Below are 17,866 nucleotides of genomic sequence, written 5' to 3' on the forward strand. Positions count from 1 at the left end.
CCGGCGGACACCCGCCCGCGCCCAGGGGCTACGGGCGGGACGGGGCGGAGTGCTTCGAGCCGGGCGGCGGGGGGGCCGGGTCGTCGCCCGAGGCGGCCAGCCAGCTGCCGACGCCGACCGCCGCGGCCAGCGCCACCGCCGACGCCGAGAGGACCAGCCGCCGCTTGCGCACCGCCTCCGCCCGGTGCCGGGCGGTGCCCGGCCGGTGCCCGCCGGTCGGCCGCGGGACGCGCGCGGTGCCCAGCGGCCCGCCTGCGAGCTCGTCGGGCGTCGGCACCCGCATGGAGGTGTGGGTGTCCCGGCTGGAGTCCGTCGCGGACCCCGGGACCAGCGGCACCACCCCCCGCCGCCGCACCGGATCCGCGGCCGCCGCCTCCTCCGACGCGGCCACCGCCTCGGCCTCGGCCGGCTCCGCGTCGTCCGGCTCGTCCACGTCCAGCGGCGGCATCCCGGCCAGCAGCGGCAGCAGCTCCCGCAGCCGCACCGACAGCTCCGAGGCCCGCAGCCGCGACGCCGGGGCCTTGGCCAGGCACTGGACGATCAGCTGCCACAGCTCCTCGGGGATCCCCGGCAGCGGCACCACGGTCTCGGTGACGTGCCGGCGCAGCACCGCGCCCGGGTGGCCCCCGCCGAAGGGGGTGAAGCCGGCCAGCAGCTCGTAGAGGACCGTGGCGAGGGCGTATATGTCGACGGCCGCCCGCGGGGGCAGGCCCTCCACTATCTCGGGGGCCAGGTAGTCCGGCGTACCGATGATCCGCGTCGCCGGTGCCGTCGCCCGCGCCCCGGCGGGCGCGGGGGTCCGGCGGGGGTGGTCGATGAGCTTGGCCACGCCGAAGTCGGTCAGCAGCGCGGGGTGCGCGCCGCCGGGGCCGAGGGGGCCCTGCATGTCGAGCAGGACGTTCTCCGGCTTCACGTCCCGGTGGACGACGCCCGCCGCGTGCGCGGCGGCCAGCGCGTCCGCGACGTCCGCGACGACGGCCACGGCCGCCTCGGGGGCCATCCGCCGCTCGCGGTCGAGGCGCGTGCGCAGGTCCGTGCCGCGGACGAGGTCCATGACGAGGGCGAGGTCGTTGCCGTCCACGACCAGGTCGCGGACGGAGACGATGTGCGGGTGTTCCAGGCCGAGCAGGGCGCTGCGTTCCTGGACGAAGCGTCCGACCAGTTCCTGGTCGGAGGCGAGGTCCTCGCGCAGCAGCTTGATCGCGACGGGCCCGTCCGGCCCCTCGCCCAGCCACACCGTGCCCGCGCTGCCGCGCCCCAGGATCTGGTGCGCTGTGTACCGGCTGCCGATCTTCCGTGCCACGACTGCTCCCTCAGCGGCTGGCGTAACGCCCCAAAGCTACGCGGCCGAATGGGGGCCCGGCGCTGCGGATCGCGGTGACCTTCACTTCTGCGGGCGAAATCACGTCCTGGATGTCGACAAATCCACAAGGTCGGCGCTACGGAGGGCCGAAAAGGCCCCCCGAGGCGCCGACTTCACGGGTCCGCACGCCTGCCTGTGTGTCAGGAACCGCTGCCGGAGCCGCCGTTCGTCTTGTCGCCGATCGAGCCGACGAAGTCGACGACGTCGGTGCCCCAGCTCCACACCTGGTCCCACCAGCCCTTGCCGGTGCCGACCCACTCCTGGAGCGGGGTCAGTTCCCAGATCAGCCAGCCGCCCACGAAGAGCAGCAGGATCAGGACGAGGCACCCCTTGAGGCAGCCCAGGCCCGGGATGCGGATCGGGTTGGCGCTGCGGCGGCGCGGCTCGCGCGGCTCCCGCGGGGGCTGCTGCCGGGGCGGGCGCTGCTGCTGCGGCTGCTGCTGCACCGGCGGCTGGGGCTGCGGCTGCTGCCGGTACGGGGGCTGCTGCTGCGGGGGCTGCGGGGGCTGGTACGCCTGCGGCTGCTGGTACTGCTGGGGCTGCGGGGCGTACTGGGGCGGCTGCTGGTACTGCTGCTGCGGCGGCGGGGCCGGGCGGTACTGCGGCGGCTGCTGGTACTGCTGCGGCTGCTGGTTCTGGCGCGGCTGGTGCTGCGGGGGCGGCGGGGCCTGGCGCTGCGGGCGGCGGCGCAGGGGGTCCTCGCTCGGGTCGAGGTAGTGCATCTGCGTCTGCTCGTTGCGGTCCCGCGCGGCGGCCATCTGCGACTGCCAGGGGTGCGGGGCGTCGGGCCGCTGCACGGGCGGCATGACGGAGGTCGGGTCGGGGGCGCCCGGGCCCCCGCCCGGCCCGCCGGCGACGGGCGGCAGGACGGTGGTGGCGTCCGCCCCGTCGACCGGAGGCAGGACGCTGGTCATGGCGTTCGGGTCGTAGTCCCCCGCCGCCACCACGGGCGTCACCTCGGTCGGCGCGGCGCTCCCGGGGAACGCGGGGGCCGAGGTCGGGACCGGCGCCGGGGAGGGGTCGGGTGCGAGCAGGGCGCCGACGCCGAGGGCGGCCTCGACCTCGTCGGGCGAGGAGTGCACGCGGATGCCGGCGGCGACCACGCGCAGGCCGCGGGCCAGGCTCTCGGCGCTCGGGCGCTCGTCGGGCTCCTTGCGCAGGCAGCGCTCGATGACGATCCACAGCGCCTCGGGCACGGACGGGGGCCGCTGCGGGTCCTCGCTGAGGTGGCGGTGGAGCACCTCCAGCGCGGTGCCGCCGGCGAAGGGCGGGCGGCCGGTGAGGAGCTCGTACAGCAGGATGCCGGCGCCGTAGATGTCGACGGCGGAGGTCTGCGGGCGGCCCTCGGCGGACTCGGGGGCGACGTAGGCGGGGGTGCCGACGAACTCGTGGGTGCGGGTGAGGCCCGGGGAGTCGGCGAGGCGGGCGATGCCGAAGTCGGTGAGCATCGGCTTCATCTGCCCGTTGCTCTCGTCGAGCAGGACGTTGGCCGGCTTCAGGTCGCGGTGGACGACGCCGTCGGCGTGGCTGGCGGCGAGGGCGTCCGCGATCTGGGCGGTGAGCAGGGCGGCGGCGACCGGGCTGAAGGGGCCGTTCTGCCGGATGTACTTGTGCAGGTCCGGGCCGTCGATCAGGTCCATGACGAGGGCGAGGAGGTCGCCCTCGACCACGAGGTCGCGGGTGCGGACGATGTTGGGGTGCGTCAGGCGCAGCAGGACGGAGCGTTCACGCAGGAAGCGCATGACGATGTCCGCGTCCTGGGCCAGCTCCTCCTTGAGGACCTTGATGGCCACGGTCTCGCCGGGCTGGCCGGCGACCGCGGCCTCCGCGCCGGCGGTCTCCCTCTGGCGGGCACGCCAGACGGTGCCCGTGGCGCCGCGTCCGAGCGGCTCCTCGAGCAGGTACTTGCTGCCGACTGGCCGCACGTCTCGCGCTCCCCTGCTGTCGTCCTGCTGTCGTGGGTCCCCCTGCGGGGCCCGGTGGGTTTCCGGCCCAACTCTAGGGGGTGTCTCGATGGAGGACGCGGGTCCGGGGAGGTTGGTTGCCGCACATTTGTGCGAAGGGTGAGTTTTGCGGCGTATGCCGGAGGCCCATTTCCCCGGAACCCCCTCGTCGTTCGCCCGACCGGGTGGCCGGATCCGAGCGGTGGGGGGAGGCGGCCGCCATCAATCAAGATCATTTCTGGGCGGGTGCCGGGCGTGTTGCGGGTGACAGGTGCGAGGATGCACCCGTACGGAACGGCCGGGACGGGAGCCCTGCCTTCCGGCTGACCTGAACGGACGAAGCGTCCGTGCCGGGCGGGGGGTTGACCGGGCAGACATGTCCCGCCGCTCCTCCCGCCGGGCGCCCCGCACCGTGCACTGCGCTCCGCGCAGAAGGGACCGCTGACGGCGATGCAGATCCGGCTGACCGTCCTCGGGTCGCGCGGCGGCCACCAGGCCGCCACCGCGCCCGCCGGCTGTGACGTGCTCGTCACCGCCCCCGCCGGAACCGCGCTGGCCGCCGTGGCCTCCGGGCTCGCGGCCACCGTCGGCGGCCCCGACACCGGAGGCACGGTGGTGCTGTACGCGGGGTCGCGCCGGCTCGACCTCCAGCGCACGGTGCTGGGCGAGCCGCCGCTCGTGGACGGGGCCGTGCTGACGCTGCACGTCCCGGCGCCGGACGCGGACGCGCTCGGGGACGACGGGCTCGGCGCCCCTCAGCTGCACGTGGTGTCCGGTCCCGACGCGGGCGGCGTCCACCTGCTGCACCCCGGGTCGGTGCGGATCGGGCGCTCGGCGGACGCGGACGTCCCGCTGGACGACCCGGACGTGTCGCGGCTGCACTGCACGGTCACCGTGATGCCGGACGGGCGGGTGGCGGTGGCCGACCTCGGCTCGACGAACGGGACCGCGCTGGACGGCGCGGAGGTCGGGGTCCGGGCGGTCCCGCTGGCGCCGGGGGCGCTGCTGCGGATCGGCGAATCCACCCTCCGCCTGACCACGGGAGGCGGCACCCGCCTCCGGGTCGTCCCGGACCTGGAGGGCCACCTCGCCCTCCCGGACGCCGATGCCTCCGGCGGTGGTACGGGGCCCGGCTCGGGCACGCCCGACGGCGCCCCGGGGCCGGGCACGGGGGCGTCGGCCGGCGGCGCCGGCGCGCCGGAGTCCTTCCCCCGCCCCGCCCCTTCTCCCCCGGCTACCGCTGGGGGTGCCCCCGGAAACGGGGGCTCCGCCCCCGACCCCGCCACGGGGCTCCGCCCCGGTACCCCGGGCACCTACGGCGGCGCCTCCGGCGCCACACCCGCACACGGAACGGTGACGCACCCCGTACCCGGAGCCCCGGGCCACCCGGACACGCCCGGCCTGGCCCACCCCGGCTCCCCCGCACACCCCGGCACGGGCGGGCCCGGGTACGCCGCCCCCGGCGACGGCGCGCCCCGGCGGCGCGGTGGGATCGGGGCCTGGGCCCGGAAGTGGGTGCGGGGGGAGGAGGACGTGGTGGTGGAGGCCGTCGGGGTGGTGGAGGCCGCCGTCGCGGCGCCCGACGCCGACGACCCCGCCACCCTGCTGCTCGCCGCGCTCGGCCCCACGGGGCGGCTGTGGTCACGCCACCCCGGGCACCCCGGGTTCCTCGACGTCGGGCTCGGCGCCGGGAGCCGGGTCGCGCTGCGCGAGAGCGGCGCGTTCGGGATCGCCGGGCCGCGGGCCCGGCTCATGGGCGTCGCCCGGTCCGTCGTGGCGCAGCTCGCCGGACTGCACTCGCCCGCACGGCTGGAGATCGTGCTGCTGGCCGCCGACCGCGTGCGGCCCCTGCAGGAGCGCCGCCGCGACTGGGCCTGGCTCGGCTGGCTGCCCCACGTACGGCCCGCGCACGGCCAGGACTGCCGGCTGCTCCTCGCGTACGACCGCGACCAGGCCGCCGCCCGGGTCGCGGAACTGACCCGGCGGCTGGACGACGGCCCGCTCGGCAGCGGCTGGGCGGCCGCCGATCCGGCGGCGGTGCGCCGCGCCGCCGACGCGTACGAGGGCCCCCGCACGCTCGTCGTCGTGGACGGCGACCCCGGTACCGCCCCTCTGCGCGAGCTCACCGGCCGGCTGGCCTCGCACGGCCCCGCCGCCGGGGTCCACGTCCTCGCGCTCGCCGAGGCCCCGGCCGCCACCCCGGCCTCCCCGGTGGCGCAGACGTACGACACCGCCTGCGCGAGCGGCCCCGCCTTCCGGGACTGCGCGGCCGTCGCCCTGCTCAGCGGGGACGTGGCCACCGCCGTCCGCACCTTCGCGGTCAGCGGCGGCCGGCCCGTCCCGCCGGGCGGCACCGCCGTGGCCGACGGGGTCTCCGCCGCCTGGGCGGAGCGGTTCGCCCGCGCCCTGGCCCCGCTGCGCGCGGACGCGCCCCCGGCGGACGGCCACGCGCACCGCCCGGCCGCCAGCCTCCCCGCGGCCGCCCGGCTCCTCGACGAGCTCGGGCTGGCCCGTGCCACCCCGGCCTCCCTGATGGCCCGCTGGGCGGCCGCCGCCGACCAGGGCCGGGCCGTCGGCGGACTGGCCGACGTGGTGCTCGGGGCGGGTCGGCGCGGGCCGGTCGGCGCCGAGCTGGTCCACGAGGGCCCGCACCTGTTCGTCGAGGGCCCCGCGGGCAGCGGCCGCACGGAGCTCCTGCGCTCCCTCGCCGCCTCCCTGGCGGCCGGGTCCCGCCCGGACCACCTGGGCCTGCTCCTCCTCGACGGCGCGGGCGGCGAGCGCGGCGAGGGCCTGCTGCCCTGTACGGAGCTCCCGCACGTGTCGGCCCACCTCGTGGCCTCGGACCCGCTGCGGATGCGGGAGTTCGCGCAGGCCCTCGCGACCGAGCTCAAGCGCCGTCACGAGCTGCTGGACGGGGTGCCGTTCGCGGAGTGGCACGGCCGGCGCAGCCTCTCCGACCGGATGGTCTCGCCCCGCGACCCCGGCCCGGGCGAACACCGCGGCGACCTCGACCCGCAGCGCACCGGCACCCTGCGGCTGCGGGCCTCGGCTCCGCGCACCGACCCGGCCGCCGGGCCGAGCCCGCTGCCCCGGCTGGTGCTGCTGGTGGACGACTTCGACGCGCTGGTCGCCCCGGCCCTGGGCAGCCCGGGCCGGCCCGCCGCGGGTTCGCTGGTACGGATCCTGGAGGGCGTGGCCCGTGAGGGCGCCCGCCTCGGGGTGCACCTGATCGCCGCCACCGCCCGCCCGGACCGCACCGCCGAGACGGAACCGGCCCGGCAGGCGGCGTTGCGGGTGGAGCTGGACGCCCCGGACCGGCCGGGCCCCGGCCGCGGCCGGCTGCTGTACGCCGACGGGCGGGCCGTCCCGTTCCAGGCGGGCCGGGTCACCGGTCGGATCCCGCGCACCGCGACCCTGAGGCCCACCGTGGTTCCGGTGGAGTGGGAGCGGATGGGCGACCCGCCGGCCCGCCGTCCGGTGCGGGAGCTCGGCAACGGGCCGACCGACCTCGCCCTCCTGGCCAGCGCCCTCGACCGGGCCTCGCACCTGGTCTCGGCCATACCGGTGCTGTTCCCCGCGGCCCCCTGACGCGCAGCCGCTCCCCCGTGACGCGCTATTGCGGGGGTGCGCGGCGCGGCGTAGACCTGGTGGCACGGAGCACTTCACGGCCACACGGCATCGGGGGCGGCACCATGCGCGGACAGCACGGACTGCACGGATCGAGCCACACGCGGAGCCGCAGGAGAGCCCGGGCCCGCGCCTGGGCCGCCCTGGCCGCCGCCGGGGCGCTGGCGCTGACCGCCTGCGACGTCGCGTCCGGCGACGCCGCACGCCCGTCCACCGGGCCGGAGCAGAAGGGCCCCACGGTCGCATTACCGAAGCTGCCCGGCGAGAAGCTGGAGGTCGCGGCGGTCTGGACGGGCCCCGAGCAGGCCAACTTCGCCAAGGTGCTCAAGGAGTTCGAGAAGCGCACGGGCGCGAGCGTCGCCTTCGTCCCGGCCCAGGACCCCATCGTCACCTTCCTCGGCACCAAGGTCGCGGGCGGTCAGCCGCCGGACGTGGCGCTGCTCCCGCAGGTCGGTGCGCTGACGGCGGCGGTGCGCAACAAGTGGGCGCAGCCGGTGGGCCCGGAGGCCCGGGCGCAGCTGGAGCAGAACTACTCGCCGGGCTGGCGGCAGCTGGGGGCGGTGGACGGCACCCAGTACGGGGTCTACTACAAGGCCGCCAACAAGTCGCTGGTCTGGTACAACGCGAAGGCCTTCGACGCGGCGGGCGTGCAGCCGCCGAAGACCTGGAAGGAGCTCCTGGCGGCAGCGGACACCCTGTCGGCGTCCGGTACCCCGGCGGTCTCGGTGGCGGGTGCGGACGGCTGGACGCTGACGGACTGGTTCGAGAACGTCTACCTCTCGCAGGCGGGTCCGGAGAAGTACGACCGGCTGGCGAAGCACGAGATCAAGTGGACGGACGACAGCGTCGGGCAGGCGCTGACCACCCTCGGTCAGCTGTTCGGCCGCAAGGACTTCCTGGCGGGCGGCACCAGCGGGGCCCTGGCGACGGAGTTCCCGAAGTCGGTGACGCAGACCTTCACCGGGGGCGACCGCCCGGCGGCGGCGATGGTCTTCGAGGGGGACTTCGTGGGGGTGAACATCGCCCAGACGGAGGCGAAGGTGGGCAAGGACGCCCTGGTGTTCCCCTTCCCGGCGGTCGGGGCGAAGGCCCCGGTGGTGTCGGGCGGTGACGTGGCGGTGGCGCTGAAGCCGTCGAAGGGGGCGCAGGCCCTGCTCACCTTCCTGGCGTCGGCGGACGCGGCCCGGATCCAGGCCGCCGAGGGCGGTTTCGTCTCCCCGAACAAGGCGGTGGACTTCGCCGCGTACCCGAACGACATCCAGCGGGGCATCGCGAAGGCGCTGATCGCGGCGGGCGACGACTTCCGCTTCGACATGTCGGACCAGGCTCCGGCGGCGTTCGGCGCGACGCCGGGGACGGGTGAGTGGAAGGCGCTCCAGGACTTCCTGGCGAACCCCTCCGACGTGGCGGGCACCCAGGCGCGCCTGGAGGCCGACGCGGCCAAGGCCTACGGGAACTAGGGGCCGTGCAGGCCTCGACGCGGGCGGCCCGGGGCAATCCGGGCCGCCGGGCCGCCGCGCGGCGGCGGCTGGTGGCGGCGGCGTTCCTGCTGCCGGCGCTGGTGCTGCTGGGGGCGCTGGTGGTGCAGCCCATCGGCTTCTCGCTCTACCGCAGCCTCTTCGACCGTTCCGGGGACTCCTTCGTCGGCGCCGCCAACTACACCGCGATCGTGCGTGATCCGGCGATCCGCACCGCCCTGCGCAACACGGCGGTGTGGGTGGCGGTGGCCCCGGCGGTGGCGACCGGGCTGGGTCTGGTCTTCGCGGTGCTGACGGAGCGGGTCCGCTGGGGGACGGCGTTCAAGCTGCTGGTGTTCATGCCGATGGCGATCTCGATGCTGGCGGCGGGGATCATCTTCCGGCTGGTGTACGACCACGATCCGCAGCGGGGCGTGGCCAACGCTGTCGCGGTCGGGGTGCACGACACCTTCGCCCCGTCCTCGGCGTTCCCGAAGGCCCGCCCGGGCCGGGACTCCCCGCTGGAGCCCGCGGGCGGCGGTGCGTTCGTGACGCGCGAGCCCGTACGGGCCGGGGTGCCGGCGCTGCTGCCGCTGGTCGGGGTGGCGCCGGAGGCCCTGCCGAAGGAGGCGCGTACGGCGACCGGCGCGCGGCCGGTGCCGGGTGAGGTGACGGGCACGGTCTGGCAGGACTTCACGCGGGGCGGGGGCGGCGCGGTGAACGTGGTGGACCCGGCGGAGACGGGTCTGGCGGGGATGCGGATCGAGGCGGTGAAGGACGGCCGGACGGTGGCGACGGCCACGGCCCGCGCGGACGGCACGTTCAGCCTGCCCGCCGCGGCGGACGGGGCCCGGCTGCGGCTGCCGGCGTCGAACTTCCGTGCGGCGTACGCGGGGGTGGAGTGGCTGGGGCCGGTGCTGGTGACCCCGGCGGTGATCGGCGCGTACGTGTGGATGTGGGCGGGGTTCGCGATGGTGCTGATCGGGGCGGGTCTGGCGGCGGTGCCGCGGGAGCTGCTGGAGGCGGCCCGGGTGGACGGGGCGGGTGAGTGGCAGGTGTTCCGGCGGATCACCGTGCCGCTGCTGGCGCCGGTGCTGGTGGTGGTGCTGGTGACGCTGGTGATCAATGTGATGAAGGTCTTCGACCTGGTCTTCGTGATCGCGCCGGGCGCCGTCCAGGACGACGCGAACGTGCTGGCGCTCCAGCTGTACCGGACCTCCTTCGGCACGGACGCCGACCAGGGGCTGGGCAGTGCCATCGCGGTGCTGCTGCTGGTGCTGGTGGTGCCGGTGATGCTGGTCAACATCCGCCGGATACGGAAGGAGGCCGGGCGATGAACGCCGTACGGCGCCTCGCGGGCAGTGTGCTGCTGCGCGTGTTCCTGGTCCTGGCCGCGCTGTTCTGGCTGGTGCCCACCGTCGGCCTGCTGGTCTCCTCCTTCCTGTCCCCGGGCGATCTGAACCGGGGCGGCTGGTGGCGGGCGCTGACCGCGCCCTCGCGGCTGACGGCGTCCAACTACGCGCACCTGCTGGCGAACGACACGATCACCGGCTCCCTGCTGAGCACGCTCGCGATCGCGGTCCCGGCGACCGTGCTGGTCCTCGCCCTGGGCGCGCTCGCCGGATACGCCTTCGCCTGGCTGGAGTTCCCCGGCCGGGACTGGCTGTTCCTGGTCGTGGTGGGGCTGCTGGTGGTGCCCGTGCAGGTGGCGCTGATCCCGGTCTCCGAACTCTTCGGCGCCATCGGCCTGTTCGAGACGACGGCCGGGGTGGTGCTGTTCCACACCGCCTTCGGGCTGCCGTTCGCGGTGTTCCTGCTGCGGAACTTCTTCGCGGAGATTCCGCGCGAGCTGCTGGAGGCGGCGCGGCTGGACGGGGCGGGTGAACTGCGGCTGTTCTCCCGGGTGGTGCTGCCGCTGGGCGGGCCGGCGATCGCCTCGCTGGGCATCTTCCAGTTCCTGTGGGTGTGGAACGACATGCTGGTGGCGCTGGTCTTCGCCGATGCGTCGCACCCGCCGGTGACGGTGGCGCTCCAGCAGCAGGTGCGGCAGTTCGGGAACAACATCGACGTGCTGGCGCCCGGGGCCTTCCTGTCGATGGTCGTGCCGCTCGTGGTCTTCTTCGCCTTCCAGCGGCAGTTCGTGACGGGGGTGATGGCCGGGGCGGTCAAATAACCCAAAAGCCTCGTGATCATGGCGTTGACGTGGCGTGTTGACGCTGGGTAACCCGAATGCCGCAGGGGGCGTAACCCGATCGCCGCGCGCGCGTTCCAGGGCAATATGCCCGCGCCGACCCCTGGATGTGCCGTGCCCCGGTTCAGCGTCATCGTGCCCGCGTACAAGGTTCAGGCGTACCTCCAGGAGAGTCTGGACTCGGTCCTGTCCCAGTCGTACCCGGATCTGGAGCTGATCGCGGTCGACGACGCCTCCCCGGACGCCTGCGGTTCGATCATCGACGAGTACGCGGCCCGCGACCCCCGGGTCACCGCCGTGCACCTGGCGCACAACCTGGGCCTGGGCCCGGCCCGCAACGCGGGCCTGTCCCGGGCCACCGGCGACTACCTGGTCTTCCTCGACGGCGACGACACCCTCGCCCCGGGCGCCCTCCAGGCGATCACCGACCGGCTCAAGGCCACCGGCTCCCCCGACGTCCTCGTCTACGACCACGCCCGCGCCTTCTGGACCGGCGAGCTGGTCCGCGACCGCCTCGCGCACCGGCTCCGCGAGGAGGGCCCGGCCAGCTTCCGGCTCGCCGACCGGCCGGCGCTGCTGGGCATGCTGATGGTGGTGTGGAACAAGGCGTACCGCCGCGAGTACGTGGAGCGCGAGGGCCTCGAATTCCCGCCCGGCTTCTACGAGGACACCCCCTGGACCTATCCGGCGCTGCTGGCCGCCGAGTCCGTGGCCGTCCTCGACCGGGTCTGCGTGCACTACCGGCAGCGGCGCACCGGCTCGATCCTGACCACCACCAGCCGCCGCCACCTCGACGTCTTCGACCAGTACGACCGGGTCTTCGGCTACCTCGCGGGCCGCCCCGAACTGGAGCGCTGGCGCCCGGCGGTGCACCGGCGGATGGCCGAGCACTTCTGCGCCCTGTACGCGGACCCCCGCCGCCTCCCCCGGGCCGGCCGGGCCGAGTTCTTCGCCCGCGCCTCGGCCCTGCTGCGCCGCTACCGCCCCCCGGGCGGCACGGGCGCCCTGCCGCCGTCGCCGAGCCGCACCGACCGGCTGCGGCACACCCTGATGCGGCTGGGGGCGCGCCGGACCTACCGGCTGGCGTCGGCGGCCCGCGCGGCGGCGCTGGCCGCGGCCCGGACGGGCACGGCCCTGCGGCGGGGGCTGCGCGAGAGCGCCCTGCGCCTGCACTACCGGATCCAGCGGCTGCGGCCCCTGCGGCCCGAGCTCGCGGTGTTCTCGGCGTACTGGCACGGCGGCTACGCCTGCAACCCGGCGGCCATCGAGGCCACCCTGCGCGAGCTGGCCCCGCACATGCGCACGGCGTGGATCTGCGACCCCCGGCACACCGCGACCCTGCCGCCCGAGACCGTGCCGCTGAAGCCGGGCTCGGCCGCGTACTGGACGGCGCTGGCCCGGGCCACGTACCTGACGACGAACGTCAACTTCGACCGGGGGCTGGTCAAGCGGCCGGGCCAGGTCCTGCTCCAGACCCAGCACGGCACCCCCCTCAAGCGGGTGGGCCTCGACCTCCTGGACCGCCCGGCCGCCGCCCCCACCGCGGACTTCGAGGGCCTGCTGCGCGGCGCCGACCAGTGGGACTTCCTGCTGTCCGCGAACCGGCACTCCACCCTGGTGTGGGAGAAGGCGGTGCCCGCCTCGTACACCACCCTGGAGTACGGCTATCCGCGCAACGACCCCTTCCACCGGGCCACCCAGGCCGAGGTCGTGGCCCTGCGCGAGCGGCTGGGCATCGCGCCGGGCACCACCGTGATCCTGTACGCCCCCACCCACCGCGACTACCGGCGCAGCCGGCCCGAGCACCTGGACTTCGAGCGGGTCCTGCGCGACCTGGGCCCCCGCTTCACGGTCCTGGCCCGCACCCACCTCACGTACGCGGGCACCGAGCGGTCCCCGCAGGCGCACCCGAGGCTGCTGGACGTCTCCGACCACCCGTCGGTGGAGGAGCTGTGCCTGGCCTCGGACGCGCTGGTCACCGACTACTCGTCCCTGATGTTCGACTACGCCTCCCTGGACCGGCCGATCGTGATCCACGCGGACGACTGGGAGGCGTACGAGGCGGCCCGCGGCACCTACTTCGACCTGCGGGCCTGCCCGCCGGGGGCGATCGCCCGGACCGAGGACGAGCTGGTCGACATCTTCTCCACCGGGCACTGGCAGGGCTCGCGTTCGGCCCAGCTGCGGGCGGCGTTCCGCGCGCGCTTCTGCTCGTACGACGACGGGTACGCGGCCGAACGCGTGGTGCGGCGGGTCTTCCTGGGCCAGCAGGCGCCGCTCCCGGCGGTCGTCCCGCCGGAGGACCGCCACCCCGCGCCCCCGGCGCCGTCCGCGGCCCCGGCCCCGGCCCGCACGCCGCTGACGGCGGGCCTGTGGCCGTGAGTCAGCGCAGGGTGAGCGCGGTCTCGGCCAGGACGTGGGTGAGCTTCTCGGGGTTGCGGACGTAGTAGAGGCCGGTCACGCGGTCGCCGTCGAACCGCATCGCCATGATCCCGTCGAGTTCGCCGTCCAGGTGGGCGACGAGGGCCGGGCTGCCGTTGACGACGGCTGCGGCGAGGGTGAGCGGCAGCTTGTTCTTGCCGATGCCGCCGAGGAGGAAGCGGGCCACCTTCTCGGCCCCGCCGATCGGGCGGAGCGCGGCCTGCTTGAGGCCGCCGCCGTCGCCGATGAGGACCACGTCGGGGGCGAGGACGTCGAGGAGGGTCTGCGGGTCCCCCGTCTCCACGGCCCGCAGGAAGGACTCCACGGCGGCGGAGGCCGCGCTGCGGGGGACGGCCCGGCGGGGGCGGCGGGCGTCGACGTGCTTGCGGGCCCGGTGCGCGATCTGGCGGACGGCCGCCGGGGTCTTGTCGACGGCGGCGGCGATCTCCTCGTATCCGTAGTCGAAGGCCTCGCGCAGGACGAAGACGGCGCGTTCGGTCGGCGAGAGGGATTCGAGGACCAGCATCATCGCCATCGACACGCTCTCGGCGAGCTCGACGTCCTCGGCCACGTCGGGGGCGGTGAGCAGCGGCTCCGGCAGCCACTGGCCGACGTAGGCCTCCTTGCGGCGCTGGAGGCTGCGCAGCCGGTTGAGGGCCTGGCGGGTGGTGATGCGGACCAGGTAGGCGCGCTGCTCGCGGACCTGCGACAGGTCGACGCCGACCCAGCGCAGCCAGGTCTCCTGGAGGACGTCCTCGGCGTCGGCGGCCGATCCGAGCATCTCGTAGGCGACGGTGAACAGCAGGTTGCGGTGGGCGACGAACACCTCGGTCGCCTCGTCGGTGGTCTCGGTGCTCATGTCTCGGTGCCTCTCCTTCGCGGCCGGCCGGCCGGGGATGTCTTCGAACGCGCGCCCACGGGAAGATCATCTTGTACGGGGTGCCGTGCCGCCAGTGCCGGGCCCGGCCGGATCAGCCGCGGAACGCCGTGGTCAGGCGGCCTGCTCGACAGCGACCGGGGCTTCGGCGCGCCCGGCGTCCAGGAGCTTCCGGCGGGTGGCCCCCGAGGCCTGGTGCATCTTGTAACCGCCCGGCTTGTGCGCCTCGCCCGACAGGTGCTTGACGATGCCCTTGCAGACCAGCTCCTTCAGCTTCGCGCCCGGACGGCCGTCCACGTGCAGCCAGATCGCCGAGTCCGCCTTCGTCGCGAACTGGAAGATGCCCTCCTGCCGGCCCAGGCTGATGCACTGGCCCGCGAAGGCCTGGCTCAGGTTCCCCGGCCGCTCACCCGCGACCCGGCTCAGCACCGTGTCCGCCGCCCGCGCACCCAGCGGAATCGCCGCCTGGCAGCTCATCCGCGCCGGCAGGCCCGACGGGGCCGCCGAATCCCCCGCCGCCACGATCCGCTCGTCGTCCACGCTCGTCAGCGTCTCGTCCGTCAGCAGACGGCCCAGGGCGTCCGTGGTCAGACCGCTGCGCACCGCCAGGTCCGGAACGCCGAAACCGACCGTCCACACCGTCACCGCACTCGCCACCTCACGCCCGTCGGCCAGGAGCACGGCGTCGGCCGTCACCTCCGCCACCCGCGCGTCGGGGCCCTCCAGGACGCGCACCTTCAGCGCCGCCAGGCGGCGGGCCACCGCACGCCGGCCACGAGCGTGCAGGTACGGGCCGAGGACCCCGCCGCAGGCGAGGGTCACCGAGCGGCCCTCCTCGGCCAGCTCGGCAGCGGTCTCGATGCCCGTCGGGCCGCCGCCGACCACGACCACCGGGGCCTGCGGGGAGGTGGCCTCCAGGACCGGGCGCAGCCGCCGCGCCTCCTCGAACGTCGCGAGCGGGTAGGCGAACTCCGCCGCCCCGGGCACGGACGGGTCCGCGCTGCCGCTGCCCACCGCGTAGACCAGGTAGTCGTAGGCGGTGGTGGAACCCGACGCCAGCTCGACCGCACGCCCCGCCGCGTCGATCCGGGTGACCGTGTCCACCACCAGGCGCACGCCCTCGGCCAGGACCTCCCGGTACTCGACCACCGCCGGATCCGTGCCGCCCGCCAGCTGGTGCAGACGCACCCGGTGCACGAAGTCCGGCCGCGGATTGATCAGCGTCACCGCCACGTCGGCGCGCATCGTCAGCCGGTTCGCGGCCATGACACCCGCGTAACCGCCGCCGATGACCAGGACCTCGGTGCTCTTGCCGCTCATGGTGTCTCCTCCGGTTCCAAGGGGTTCGGCCACAAGACACCGCAGGCCCACACCCTGTGACAGGGTGTGGGCCGGATCACATCGGCGGGGAGGTCAGCCGGCCTTCAGCCCGGCCACCGCCGAGCGCGCGAGCCCGTCGAGGTAGCCGGCGGGGACGGAGTCGCCCACCACGACCTGCCGCCAGTACAGCGGCCCGATGGCCAGGTCCAGGGCCCGCTCGGGGGAGGCGGACGCGGGCAGTTCGCCGCGCGCGACGGCCTCCGCGACGATCCCCTCGGCGAGGCGGCGCTGCCCGTCCAGCAGGGCCCCGCGCACGGCGTCGGCGATCTCCGGGTTCCGGGCGGCCTCCACGAGGAGGTCGGGGATCACCGCGGAGGCCACCGGGTGGCGCAGGACGTGGGTCATCACCTCCAGCAGGGCGCGGACGTCCCCGTAGAGGGAGCCGGTGGCGGGGACGGGCAGGCCGTCGGTGGCGAAGGCCCCGATCAGGTCGAGGACCAGGTGCAGCTTGGACTTCCAGCGCCGGTACACGGCGGTCTTGCCGACTCCGGCCCGGCGGGCGATGCCCTCGATGGACATCCGGGCGAAGCCCGTGTCCGCCAGCTCCGCGAGCACCGCGGCGCGGATCGCCTCCGTCACGTCCTCGCGCAGGACGGCCGCGCCCGCGGGCGCGCGGCGGGCCGGGGCGGGGGCGGGCGCGGGGGCGGGGGCCGGGGCGGCGGCAGGCTCGGTGGTCATGCACAGAGCATAGCCGCGCACGCCGCCACTGACCCGTCACGACGATACGGTTGCGTTCCGTCCCTGGGAGCCCTAACCTCGCCGTAGCGACGATACGGACCCGTCCCGTCGCCCGGCCCACCCCCGCACCGCGTACGGGGACCCCCTCGGGGCGCCCCCGGCCGACGACGCCCCGACCCGTCGAAAGCGAAGCCCGTGACCCGAGCGACCACCGCGCCACCCGCTGCGGCCCCCACCACCGCCGCGCAGCTGGCGGCGGCCCACGGCCTGACCCTCAGCGGCGCCCGCCCCTCCCTGCCCAGCTACGTCGCGCAGCTCTGGGACCGCCGCCACTTCGTGATCGCGTACGCCACCGCGCGGATGCAGGCCACGTACAGCACGGCCAAGCTCGGCCAGGTCTGGCACCTGATGACCCCGCTGCTCAACGCGGCCGTCTACTACTTCATCTTCGGCCTGGTCATGCACGCCAGCCACGGCGTGCCCGACTACCTGCCCTTCCTGATCACCGGCGTCTTCGTCTGGGACTTCATCGGCAGTTCGATCAACACCGGCACCCGCGCCGTCCACAGCAACCTCGGCCTGGTCCGGGCCCTGCACTTCCCCCGGGCCAGCCTGCCCCTGTCCTCGGTCGTCCAGCTGTTCCAGCAGCTGCTGGTCACCATGGCCGCCCTGGTCGTCCTGCTGCTGGCCTTCGGGCAGACCCCGACCCCGGCCTGGCTGCTCGCCGTCCCGGCCCTCTTCCTGATGGCCGTCTTCTGCGCGGGCTGCGCCATGGTCATGGCCCGCATCGGCAGCAAGAACCCCGACGTCAGCCAGCTGATGCCGTTCGTACTCCGCACCTGGATGTACTCCTCGGGCGTGATGTGGTCCATCAGCTCCATGCTGAAGACCGACCACCTGCCGCACTGGGTCATGACGATGCTCAAGCTCAACCCGGCGGCCGTCTACATCGACCTCATGCGCTTCGCGTTCATCGACAGCTTCAAGGCCTCGCAGCTGCCCCACCACGTCTGGCCGATCGCCATCGGCTGGGCCCTGATCGCCGGCATCGGCGGCTTCGTCTACTTCTGGAAGGCAGAGGAGGAGTACGGCCGTGGCTGACACCCTCACGCACACCGGCGCCACCCCCGGCACCGCCGCCGACACCCGCGTCCCCACCGTCATCGCCGACGAGGTGCACGTGATCTACAAGGTGAGCTCCGGCACCCGCAAGGGCGGGGCCACCGCCGCCCTCAGCCGCATCTTCTCCCGCAAGCCCGCCCCCGGCGTCCGCGAGGTCCACGCCGTCCGCGGCGTCAGCTTCACCGCCTACAAGGGCGAGGCCATCGGCCTCATCGGCACCAACGGCTCGGGCAAGTCCACCCTCCTCAAGGCCATCGCAGGCCTGCAGCCCGTCGCCCGCGGCGCCGTCTACTCACACGGCCAGCCCTCCCTCCTCGGAGTGAACGCCGCCCTGATGAACGACCTCACCGGCGAACGGAACGTGGTCCTCGGCGGGCTCGCGATGGGCATGACCAAGCAGCAGATCCGCGAGCGCTACCAGGACATCGTCGACTTCTCCGGCATCAACGAGAAGGGCGACTTCATCTCCCTGCCCATGCGCACCTACTCCTCCGGCATGGGCGCCCGGCTGCGGTTCTCCATCGCCGCCGCCAAGGACCACGACGTCCTGATGATCGACGAGGCCCTCGCCACCGGCGACGCCGCCTTCCAGCGCCGCAGCCAGGCCCGCATCGAGGAACTCCGCGCCCAGGCCGGCACCGTCTTCCTCGTCAGCCACGCCATCGGCACCGTCCGCGACACCTGCGACCGGGCCATCTGGCTGGAGTCCGGCGTCATCCGCATGGACGGCCCCTCCAAGGAGGTCTGCGACGCCTACGAGGCGTTCACCCGCGGCTGACACCGACGCGAACGGGCCGGGCCCGGAAC

12 protein-coding genes are annotated in these 17,866 nt (G+C 75.0%); 7 read left to right on the plus strand and 5 right to left on the minus strand.

The annotated features are described in order from the left end of the window. Positions 1-28: 28 nt before the first annotated feature. Positions 29-1,303, minus strand: a complete 1,275-nt coding sequence (locus ACFVXK_RS20260; protein WP_389613530.1) for a serine/threonine-protein kinase — start codon at positions 1,301-1,303, stop codon at positions 29-31. A 200-nt stretch (positions 1,304-1,503) separates the two neighbouring features. Then, positions 1,504-3,288, minus strand: a complete 1,785-nt coding sequence (locus ACFVXK_RS20265; protein WP_389613532.1) for a serine/threonine-protein kinase — start codon at positions 3,286-3,288, stop codon at positions 1,504-1,506. 468 nt (positions 3,289-3,756) lie between these two features. On the opposite strand from ACFVXK_RS20265, the gene ACFVXK_RS20270 reads away from it, so the two are divergent. The 5 genes from ACFVXK_RS20270 to ACFVXK_RS20290 all read left to right on the plus strand — a co-directional run bounded on the left by ACFVXK_RS20270 (position 3,757) and on the right by ACFVXK_RS20290 (position 12,963). After that, complete coding sequence (locus ACFVXK_RS20270; RefSeq protein ID WP_389613533.1) at positions 3,757-6,894, plus strand: FHA domain-containing protein; 3,138 nt, start codon at positions 3,757-3,759, stop codon at positions 6,892-6,894. Positions 6,895-6,998: 104 nt separating this feature from the next. After that, positions 6,999-8,393 carry an ABC transporter substrate-binding protein gene (locus ACFVXK_RS20275; RefSeq protein WP_389613535.1) on the plus strand — a complete coding sequence of 465 codons (1,395 nt, stop codon included), beginning with the start codon at positions 6,999-7,001 and terminating at the stop codon, positions 8,391-8,393. 5 nt (positions 8,394-8,398) lie between these two features. Next, complete coding sequence (locus ACFVXK_RS20280; RefSeq protein WP_389613537.1) at positions 8,399-9,727, plus strand: carbohydrate ABC transporter permease; 1,329 nt, start codon at positions 8,399-8,401, stop codon at positions 9,725-9,727. Continuing rightward, entirely contained in the window at positions 9,724-10,563 is an 840-nt protein-coding gene (locus ACFVXK_RS20285) for a carbohydrate ABC transporter permease (RefSeq protein ID WP_389613539.1), read from the plus strand. The genes ACFVXK_RS20280 and ACFVXK_RS20285 overlap by 4 nt, the downstream gene beginning before the upstream one ends. Before the next feature lie 132 nt (positions 10,564-10,695). Continuing rightward, positions 10,696-12,963: a CDP-glycerol glycerophosphotransferase family protein gene (locus ACFVXK_RS20290; protein WP_389613541.1), complete on the plus strand. Its 2,268-nt coding sequence runs from the start codon at positions 10,696-10,698 to the stop codon at positions 12,961-12,963. 1 nt (position 12,964) lies between these two features. Here ACFVXK_RS20290 and ACFVXK_RS20295 read toward each other — a convergent pair whose 3' ends face one another. From ACFVXK_RS20295 to ACFVXK_RS20305, 3 genes are all read right to left on the minus strand, one after another. Further along, on the minus strand, positions 12,965-13,861 hold the full coding sequence (locus ACFVXK_RS20295; RefSeq protein WP_389613543.1) for an RNA polymerase sigma-70 factor: 897 nt from the start codon (positions 13,859-13,861) through the stop codon (positions 12,965-12,967). 132 nt (positions 13,862-13,993) lie between these two features. Continuing rightward, positions 13,994-15,199, minus strand: coding sequence for an NAD(P)/FAD-dependent oxidoreductase (locus ACFVXK_RS20300; RefSeq protein ID WP_389613545.1), 1,206 nt, complete (start codon positions 15,197-15,199; stop codon positions 13,994-13,996). Between the two features lie 93 nt (positions 15,200-15,292). Further along, on the minus strand, positions 15,293-15,937 hold the full coding sequence (locus ACFVXK_RS20305; RefSeq protein ID WP_389613546.1) for a TetR/AcrR family transcriptional regulator: 645 nt from the start codon (positions 15,935-15,937) through the stop codon (positions 15,293-15,295). 195 nt (positions 15,938-16,132) lie between these two features. Between ACFVXK_RS20305 and ACFVXK_RS20310 the strand changes: the two genes are divergently transcribed. Both ACFVXK_RS20310 and ACFVXK_RS20315 read left to right on the plus strand, forming a co-directional pair. Then, on the plus strand, positions 16,133-17,038 hold the full coding sequence (locus tag ACFVXK_RS20310) for an ABC transporter permease (RefSeq protein WP_389613548.1): 906 nt from the start codon (positions 16,133-16,135) through the stop codon (positions 17,036-17,038). Continuing rightward, positions 17,031-17,837, plus strand: a complete 807-nt coding sequence (locus ACFVXK_RS20315; RefSeq protein ID WP_389613549.1) for an ABC transporter ATP-binding protein — start codon at positions 17,031-17,033, stop codon at positions 17,835-17,837. Before ACFVXK_RS20310 ends, ACFVXK_RS20315 begins: the two co-directional genes overlap by 8 nt. Positions 17,838-17,866 lie beyond the last annotated feature (29 nt).

Source organism: Streptomyces sp. NPDC058157, from assembly GCF_042884105.1.
Classification (GTDB): Bacteria; Actinomycetota; Actinomycetes; order Streptomycetales; family Streptomycetaceae; genus Streptomyces.

Excerpts from the sequence above, each read along its gene's own strand:
- ACFVXK_RS20270 (WP_389613533.1), top strand. The coding sequence starts at position 3,757 with ATGCAGATCCGGCTGACCGTCCTCGGGTCGCGCGGCGGCCACCAGGCC.
- ACFVXK_RS20275 (WP_389613535.1), top strand. The coding sequence starts at position 6,999 with ATGCGCGGACAGCACGGACTGCACGGATCGAGCCACACGCGGAGCCGC.
- ACFVXK_RS20285 (WP_389613539.1), top strand. The coding sequence starts at position 9,724 with ATGAACGCCGTACGGCGCCTCGCGGGCAGTGTGCTGCTGCGCGTGTTC.
- ACFVXK_RS20295 (WP_389613543.1), bottom strand. The coding sequence starts at position 13,861 with ATGAGCACCGAGACCACCGACGAGGCGACCGAGGTGTTCGTCGCCCAC.
- ACFVXK_RS20300 (WP_389613545.1), bottom strand. The coding sequence starts at position 15,199 with ATGAGCGGCAAGAGCACCGAGGTCCTGGTCATCGGCGGCGGTTACGCG.
- ACFVXK_RS20305 (WP_389613546.1), bottom strand. The coding sequence starts at position 15,937 with ATGACCACCGAGCCTGCCGCCGCCCCGGCCCCCGCCCCCGCGCCCGCC.